Consider the following 7,704-nt stretch of genomic DNA (forward strand, 5'->3'; position numbering starts at 1 on the left):
CGCCAGCCGGCTCCCGCGCCCGCGCCCGCGCCGACGGCCGAGCCCGCCGCTGCGACCTCAGACCCGGCCCCCGCCGCGACGGCCCCGGCGCCGATGCCCGCCCCCGCGCCAACGCCCGTTCCCGAGGCCAGGCTGGGCGACTTCATCCTCCCGCAGTCGAGCGCGCAGCCGCTCACGTCCGCCGACATCGCCGACCTCGACAAGGCGGAGCTCCGGCTCGCCCGCAACGAGATCTACGCGCGGCACGGCCGCATCTTCAGGAGCCCCGACCTGGCCGCCCATTTCAGCCGCTACGCCTGGTATCGCCCCGTCGCCGCCGAGGTGTCGCTGTCGCCGGTCGAGCAGCGGAACGTCGACCTCCTCCAGCAGGCCGAGGCCGGCCGGTAGGGCCTATTCGGCCACCACCGTCTCCAGGCTCGGCACCGTCTGCTTGAGCCGCCCGCCCACGCGGATGGGCTCGATCCGTCGCGCCAGCCCCGTCGTCGGGTCGGTCTCCACGAACACGCCGCACACCGTGGCCGGCCCCTCGGCGGGCTTGTAGCGGCCGCCGGAGATGCGGGTGGTGAACCGCCGCAGCGGCTCTTCCTTGTGGTTGCCGATGACGCTGTCGTAGTCGGCGCAGGCGCCCGCGTCGGTCTGGTAGGCGGTGCCGCCGGGCAGGATCTGGGCGTCGGCGGTCGGCACGTGGCTGTGGGTGCCCACCACCAGGCTCGCGCGTCCGTCGCAGAAATGGCCCATGGCCATCTTCTCGGACGTCGCCTCGGCGTGGATGTCCACAACGATGGCGTCGGCCACCGCGCCCAGCGGGCAGGCCTCCAGTTCCTTGTCGACGGCGGCGAACGGGTCGTCGAGCGCGTCCATGAACACCCGGCCGAGCAGGTTGATCACCAGGATCCGCTTGCCGCTCTCCGTGTCGAACAGCTGCGCCCCGCGCCCCGGGGCGGCGGAGAAGGCGGAATAGTTCAGGGGTCGGATCAGCCGCGGCTCGCGGACGATGTAAGTCAGCGCCTCTTTCTGGTCCCACGAGTGGTTGCCCAGGGTCAGGCAGTCGGCGCCCGCGTCGAACAGCTCGTTGGCCGTGCTCTCGGTCACGCCGAAGCCGGCCGCCGCGTTCTCGGCGTTGACGATCACGAACTCCAGCTGGAGCTGGCGGCGCAAGCTTGGCAGGTGCTCGGCCAGGCCCTCGCGGCCCGACCGCCCCACGATGTCTCCGAAAAACGCAAACCTCATGCGCGGTCCTTAGCCGAATTCGACGTATTCCGTCTCGGTCAGGATCGCGTCCAGGCGTTGATCGTGCGGCTCCATGGGGATTTCCGGCAATTCCTGGCCCGCATAGGCAAGGCCCACGACGAAGACCGTCTTCATGCGGCGCAGGTTCGCGATGGTGCGGTCATAGTGCCCGCCGCCTTGCCCCAGCCGCCCGCCGCGTCGGTCGAACGCCAGCAGCGGCGTCACCACCACATCAGGCAGCGCCGGCTCGGCGGAGAGGTCGGGCGCGGGGATGCCCAGGGCGTCGGGAACCAGCGTCTCGCCGGTCTTGTGCAGGCGGAACACCAGCGCCCCCTGCCGCGAGGTCGCCACCGGCAGCGCCACGTGCCCGGCCGGCAGCCGCGCGCGCAGCGGCGTCGGATCCAGCTCCGAGCCGGCGGGATGGTAGAGCCCGAACACCTTGGCGTGGTCGAAGCGCCCCTGCGGCCAGCGGTTGGCGGCCTCGCGGTCCGCCTCCGGATTCTCGGCCGCCAGCCGTCGCCTCAGGCTGCGGAGCTGGGCGCGGAGGGCCGTCTTGTCGGACAAGGGGGAAGCTCCGGCGGGCGGAGGAAGGGTGGCGGCGCCGCGGACACCGTGAAGGACTGTTTCATTCCCTCGACCTGGATAGACCAGGTGGGCGCCGTGTGCCCAAGACCACGGTCCGAGGCAGGGACAGCTCCCTATGAGTGAATTAAGGTCGCTGGAATATGTCGCCTTCGACGAGAGCCGCAGCAGGACCCGCCGGGGTCTAAGGTAGGCGCTCGGGGCGGTAGTCTCAAGCACGGCGGGGGAAGCATGGCGTCGCGGTACATTCAGGCCATCCTGGACGAGGCGATCGAGAAGGGCGTCGCGCCCGGGCTCACCGCGGCGGTCGCGCACGCCGACGGCTCCGACAGCCGCTACGCCGCCGGCGTCCGCGGCGTGGCCGACCCGACCCCGATGGCGGCCGACGACGTCTTCTGGATCGCCTCCTGCACCAAGGCGATCACCTCGGCGGCGGCGCTGCAGCTGGTCGAGCGCGGCGTGCTCGACCTCGACGCGCCGGTGGGCGAGCGCCTCCCGATGCTGGCCTCGCTCAAGGTGCTGGAGGGCTTCGACGCCTCGGGCGCGCCCAGGACACGGGCCGCGCGCCGGCCGATCACGCTCCGATCCCTGCTCACCCACACCTCGGGGCTGGCCTACGACTTCTTCAGCGCCGACCTCGCCCGCTACTACGCCGCCGTCGGGGGCAGCCTGTTCGAGAGCCTGGCGGCCGGCGGCCCGGTGCTGACCTTCGAGCCGGACGAGGGCTGGCAGTACGGTATCGGCATCGACGCCGCCGGCTGGCTGGTCGAGGCCGCTTCGGGCCAAACCCTGCCGGACTACGTCGACGCCCATATCCTGCGCCCGCTCGGCATGACCGACACCGCCTTCGACCCCGACGCCCGCGCCGGTCGCCTCGCCGGCATGCACCGCCGCGACGAGACCGGCGGCTTCGCCGTCGCCGACCGCTTCCCCTCCAACCCCATCCTGCACGGCGGCGGCGGGCTCTATTCTACCGCCCCCGACTACCTGAAGTTCCTGCGCGCCGTGCTGGCGGACGACGGCGGCGGCGTCCTGGGCCCGCAGGCGCTCGCCCACCTGCGCGCGGCCCAGCCGGTCGCAGGCGCGCCCGGCGAGCTCGTCACCGCCGTCCCGCCGCTCAGCCGCGACTTCCGGCCGATGCCCGGCGTGGCCAAGACCCACACGCTGGGGTTCGTGCGCAACGAGGCCGACGTCCCGGGCCTGCGCCGCGCCGGCAGCCTCGCCTGGGGCGGCCTCGCCAACTGCTACTATTGGGCGGATCCCGCCAGCGGCGTGGCCGGCATGCTCTGCGCCCAGTTCCTCCCCTTCGCCGACCCCGCCATGCTCGCCACCTTCGAGACCTTCGAGCGGGCGGTGTACGCGTAGTAGCGCTGCATCTCGCGCATTCGGGCTTGGGCGAAGACCTTGCGCGGCTTACATCGGGCCCCTTGAACGCACATACGGACATACGCGGCCGGGACATCGCCGGACAAAGCCTCGCCCGCCAGGCCAACGACATCGCCCGCGACCTGACGCAGGCCGATGCGAAGACCTACTGGCTGGACCTCACTGTCACCGCGGCGGTCACCTGGCTCAGCTTCTGGATCGCCGCCACGGCCGCCTCGCCGGCCTGGGCGCTCGTGGCCGGCGCCGTCTGCGTGCTGGCCCTCTACCGCGGCATCAGCTTCATCCACGAGCTGACCCACCTGCGCCGTGACGACGTGCCCGGCTTCCACTTCGCGTGGAACGTACTCATCGGCGTTCCCTGGCTCACGCCGTCTCTGCTGTACGAGGGCGTGCACATCCTGCACCACGCCAAGGACCGCTACGGCACCGTCCGCGACCCCGAGTACCACCCGCTGGCGCGCCGGCCGCTGCACGAGCTCGGCGTCTTCCTCGGGATCGCCTTCCTCGCGCCGGTCGGGACGCTGCTTCGCTTCGGCGTCCTGGCCCCGCTGGGCTTCCTCGTCCCCGCCGCGCGCCGGTTCGCCATCGCCAAGGCCTCGGGCATGGTGATCAACACCCACTTCTCCCGCGAGGACTTCGACCGCGCCAACAGCGCCCCCTGGCTCGCCCAGGAGATCGGCGCCTGGCTGTGGTGCTGGACCGTCGTGGGCCTCACGGTCGCGGGCGTCCTGCCGCTGCGCGTGCTCGTGACCGCCGCGGCGGTCTTCAGCCTGATGACCTTCCTCAACCAGCTCCGCACCGCCGTCGCCCACCGCTGGGACAACGACGGCGAGGTGATGGCCCCGCTCGACCAGTTCCTGGACTCGGTGAACGTGCCGCCCCCGGCGCTCCTGCCGTTCCTCTGGGCGCCCGTGGGCCTGCGCTACCACGCCCTGCACCACCTGATGCCGCGCCTGCCCTACCACAACCTCGGGATCGCCCACCGGAGGCTCGTGGAAGCGTTGCCCGCCGACCACGACTACCGCCGCGCCGAGGAACGCGAGCTGGTCCCGGCGATGGGGAAGCTGGTGGGGAGAATGCGGCGGCAGCGCGCCTGAGCGCCAACCGCAGCGTTGTCATCCCGGTTTCGCCGCAGGCGAAGACCGGGACCCATGGACTCTGAGGTCGTGGAAAGGCGTGGCGTCGACGCTGCCGTCAGTACCACTGGCGCCGAGCTCAATGGGTCCCGGTCGGTCTTTGGCCTTCGGCCGGGATGACAACGCTGGGGTTGGCGAGAGCTACGCCCCCGCGGCCGCCAGCTTCTCGATCTTGCTGGCCGCGGTCTCCAGGGCGCTGACCGCCTTGGTCTCCAGCCGCGCGCGGTCCGATTGCAGCCGGGCCATCTCCACCTGCATCGACGCCAGCCGGTTCTTCGCGTCGGTCAGTTCGTCGGCCAGCAAGAGCGCACCCATCAGGAACAGCCGCGTGTCGCCGAGCTGCCCCATGTCCTGGCTCACCTGCCGCACCTGGTGGTCGAACACCTTGGCCAGCTCCTGCAGGTGCTGCTCCTGCCCGTCCTCGCAGCCGACCGCGTAGGGGCGGCCGTTCACCTCGACATTGATCTGCGCCATCGTCCTTACGCCTCCTGCGCCTGGCCGTTCAGGGCCGCGCGGATCTCCTGGATCGCTCGTCCCAGCGCCGCCGACGCCTGCGCCCCCGCCTCTTCCAGCTCACGTTCCCGCGCCCGCGCCGCGTCCAGCTCGGCCGCCAGCATCGATCGGTCGTGGTCGAAAAGGCCGCCGGCGTCGTCGGTCGCCGCCTTCAGCCGCTGGGCCAGCCGCTGCTCCAGCACGTGAAGCGCGTTCTCCAGCCGCTTGGCCGCCAGGTCCAGGGCGCTTTCGCCAGGGTTCATGCGATCACTCCGAAGCCGCCCGCCTAAAAAAGGGATCTGGGCAGGTATACCTGCGCCAGTGAGTCTCACGAAATGCTGGGGCCATTTCTTGACCCCCGCGCCATCGCGTGCGAGGCGGCCCGCAATTCCTCGCCGCGAGAGACTTAGAAGCCGCCCATGCCCGCGCCCACCCAGCTCATGGCCAACGCCATCCGCATTCTCTCGCTGGACGCCGTCGAGCAGGCCGCCTGCGGGCACCCCGGCATGCCGATGGGCATGGCCGACGTCGCGACGGTGCTCTGGACGAAGTTCCTGAAGTACGAGGCCGCCCGTCCCGACTGGGCCGACCGCGACCGCTTCGTGCTCTCGGCCGGCCACGGCTCGATGCTGCTCTACAGCCTGCTGCATCTCACCGGCGTGAAGGGCGTGCCGATGCAGAGCCTGCGAGACTTCCGCAAACTCGGCTCCAACACGCCGGGCCACCCGGAGTACGGCCACACCCCCGGCGTCGAGACCACCACCGGGCCGCTGGGCCAGGGCCTGGCTACCGCCGTCGGCATGGCCATGGCCGAGCGCAAGCTCGCCGCTCGCTTCGGCGACGACCTGGTCGACCACCGCACCTGGGTGGTGGCCGGCGACGGCTGCCTGATGGAGGGCGTGAGCCACGAGGCGATCAGCCTCGCCGGCCGCCTCAAGCTCGCCAAGCTCACCGTCCTCTGGGACGACAACGACATCACCATCGACGGCCGCGTCGGCCTCTCCGACGCGACCGACCAGCTCGCCCGCTTCAAGGCGGCCGGCTGGGCCACCAAGCGCATCGACGGCCACGACGAAGGCCAGATCCGCCGCGCGCTGGCCTGGGCGACCAAGCAGGATCGTCCGTCCCTGATCGCCTGCAAGACCGTCATCGGCAGGGGCGCACCCAACATGGGCGGCACCCACAAGGTCCACGGCGCCGCGCTCGGCAAGGACGAGGTCGCCGCCACCCGCGTGGCGCTCGACTGGCCCTACGAGCCCTTCGTGGTGCCGGACGCGGCCCTGAAGCCCTGGCGCGCCGCCGGCCGCAAGGGCGCCAAGGCCCGCAAGGCCTGGGAAGCCCGCCTCGCCGTCTCGCCGCACAAGGACGAGTTCGAGCGCGCCATCGCCGGCGACCTGCCCCGCCACGCCTTCGAGGCCCTGGACGCCTTCATCGCCAAGGCCGCCGCCGAGAAGCCCGCCGCCGCCACCCGCGTCCACTCGGGCGCCGTGCTGGAGCAGATCTTCGGTGCGATCCCGGACATGGTGGGCGGCTCGGCCGACCTCACCGGCTCGAACAACACCTTCGTCAAGAACACCGCCATCTTCGATGCGCCCCACTACGACGGCCGCTACGTGAACTACGGCGTGCGCGAGTTCGGCATGGCCGCGGCCATGAACGGCCTGGCCCTGCACGGCGGCGTCATCCCGTACGGCGGCACCTTCCTGGTGTTCAGCGACTACGCCCGACCCGCGATCCGCCTCTCGGCGCTGATGGGCGTGCGCACCATCTTCGTCGGCACCCACGACTCCATCGGCCTCGGCGAAGACGGCCCGACCCACCAGCCGGTCGAGCACCTCGCCTCCCTGCGCGCCATGCCCAACCTCAACGTCTTCCGCCCCGCCGACGCGGTGGAGACCGCCGAGTGCTGGAAGCTGGCTCTGGAGTCGAAGAAGACCCCGTCGGTCCTGGCGCTCAGCCGCCAGAAGACCGCCGGCGTGCGCGACACGGCCGGCGAGAACCTCTGCGCCCGCGGCGCCTACCAGCTGATCGGCGCGAGCAGGCCCGCCCAGGTCACCATCTTCGCCTCGGGCACGGAAGTCCCGGTGGCGCTCGCCGCCCGCGACCTGCTGGAGGCCGACAACATCGGCGCCCGAGTCGTCTCGGTGCCCAGCTTCGAGCTCTTCGAGGCCCAGCCCACCGACTACCAGGAGACCCTGATCGGTGAGACCGAGGTCCGCGTGGCCGTCGAGGCCGGCGTCCGCCAGGGCTGGGACCGCTTCATCGGAACCGACGGCGCCTTCGTCGGCATGACCGGCTTCGGCGGCAGCGGCACCGACAAGGCCCTCTACGCCCACTTCGGCATCACGCCGGAAGCCGTGGCCGCCGCCGCGAAGGCCAAGCTCTAGGACCCACCGACATGCGCCTCGGCACGCCCCTTTCGCCCACCGCCGTCAAGGTCATGCTCCTGGGCTCGGGCGAGCTCGGCAAGGAGGTGGTGATCGAGCTGCAGCGCCTCGGCTGCGAGGTGATCGCCGTCGACCGCTACGCCGACGCGCCCGCCCAGCAGGTGGCGCACCGCGGCCACGTGATCGCCATGACCGACGCCAAGGCCCTCCGCGCCCTCGTCGAGCAGGAGCGGCCGCATCTCATCGTCCCCGAGATCGAGGCCATCGCCACCGACGAGCTGGCCCGCATCGAGGCCGACGGCCTGGCCACCGTGATCCCGACGGCCCGCGCCGCGCAGCTCACCATGAACCGCGAGGGCATCCGCCGGCTGGCCGCCGAGGAGCTGGGGCTGCCCACCAGCGCCTACGCCTTCGCCTCCACCGAGGCCGAGCTCGCCAAGGCCGCCGGCGAGACCACCGGCTACCCCTGCTTCGTGAAGCCGGTGATGAGC

The 7,704-nt window shown here is 71.7% G+C and carries 9 protein-coding genes and 1 other RNA gene; 5 read left to right on the plus strand and 5 right to left on the minus strand.

The annotated features are described in order from the left end of the window. Positions 1-387 (plus strand): YARHG domain-containing protein (locus tag VGD44_RS24755; protein ID WP_331091141.1); only part of this gene is annotated, 387 nt, incomplete at its 5' end. A gap of 3 nt (positions 388-390) precedes the next feature. Here VGD44_RS24755 and VGD44_RS24760 read toward each other — a convergent pair. The 3 genes from VGD44_RS24760 to ssrS all read right to left on the minus strand — a co-directional run bounded on the left by VGD44_RS24760 (position 391) and on the right by ssrS (position 1,986). Next, entirely contained in the window at positions 391-1,230 is an 840-nt protein-coding gene (locus tag VGD44_RS24760) for a TIGR00282 family metallophosphoesterase (protein WP_331091143.1), read from the minus strand. A gap of 9 nt (positions 1,231-1,239) precedes the next feature. Further along, positions 1,240-1,794, minus strand: coding sequence for a 5-formyltetrahydrofolate cyclo-ligase (locus tag VGD44_RS24765; protein ID WP_331091145.1), 555 nt, complete (start codon positions 1,792-1,794; stop codon positions 1,240-1,242). A gap of 30 nt (positions 1,795-1,824) precedes the next feature. After that, positions 1,825-1,986: non-coding RNA, 6S RNA (ssrS, locus tag VGD44_RS24770), on the minus strand. A 57-nt stretch (positions 1,987-2,043) separates the two neighbouring features. Between ssrS and VGD44_RS24775 the strand changes: the two genes are divergently transcribed. Both VGD44_RS24775 and VGD44_RS24780 read left to right on the plus strand, forming a co-directional pair. Then, on the plus strand, positions 2,044-3,177 hold the full coding sequence (locus VGD44_RS24775; protein WP_331091148.1) for a serine hydrolase domain-containing protein: 1,134 nt from the start codon (positions 2,044-2,046) through the stop codon (positions 3,175-3,177). Between the two features lie 62 nt (positions 3,178-3,239). Next, positions 3,240-4,295, plus strand: a complete 1,056-nt coding sequence (locus tag VGD44_RS24780; protein ID WP_331091150.1) for a fatty acid desaturase — start codon at positions 3,240-3,242, stop codon at positions 4,293-4,295. A 180-nt stretch (positions 4,296-4,475) separates the two neighbouring features. On the opposite strand, the gene VGD44_RS24785 is transcribed toward VGD44_RS24780, so the two are convergent. Continuing rightward, positions 4,476-4,808, minus strand: a complete 333-nt coding sequence (locus VGD44_RS24785) for a cell division protein ZapA (RefSeq protein WP_331091152.1) — start codon at positions 4,806-4,808, stop codon at positions 4,476-4,478. Between the two features lie 5 nt (positions 4,809-4,813). After that, a complete protein-coding gene (locus VGD44_RS24790) occupies positions 4,814-5,089 on the minus strand; it encodes a DUF4164 family protein (protein WP_331091154.1) in 276 nt (91 codons plus the stop codon). Between the two features lie 156 nt (positions 5,090-5,245). Between VGD44_RS24790 and tkt the strand changes: the two genes are divergently transcribed. Then, on the plus strand, positions 5,246-7,213 hold the full coding sequence (tkt, locus tag VGD44_RS24795; protein ID WP_331091156.1) for a transketolase: 1,968 nt from the start codon (positions 5,246-5,248) through the stop codon (positions 7,211-7,213). Between the two features lie 11 nt (positions 7,214-7,224). Continuing rightward, the coding region (locus tag VGD44_RS24800; protein ID WP_331091158.1) for an NAD-dependent epimerase/dehydratase family protein at positions 7,225-7,704 on the plus strand (480 nt) is incomplete at its 3' end.

Origin of the sequence: Phenylobacterium sp. (assembly GCF_036402295.1) — a bacterium.
Classification (GTDB): Bacteria; Pseudomonadota; Alphaproteobacteria; order Caulobacterales; family Caulobacteraceae; genus Phenylobacterium.

Bases quoted from the DNA above. Each gene is read 5' to 3' on its own strand.
- tkt (WP_331091156.1), top strand. From the start codon at position 5,246: ATGCCCGCGCCCACCCAGCTCATGGCCAACGCCATCCGCATTCTCTCG.
- VGD44_RS24790 (WP_331091154.1), bottom strand. From the start codon at position 5,089: ATGAACCCTGGCGAAAGCGCCCTGGACCTGGCGGCCAAGCGGCTGGAG.
- VGD44_RS24775 (WP_331091148.1), top strand. From the start codon at position 2,044: ATGGCGTCGCGGTACATTCAGGCCATCCTGGACGAGGCGATCGAGAAG.
- VGD44_RS24785 (WP_331091152.1), bottom strand. From the start codon at position 4,808: ATGGCGCAGATCAATGTCGAGGTGAACGGCCGCCCCTACGCGGTCGGC.
- VGD44_RS24760 (WP_331091143.1), bottom strand. From the start codon at position 1,230: ATGAGGTTTGCGTTTTTCGGAGACATCGTGGGGCGGTCGGGCCGCGAG.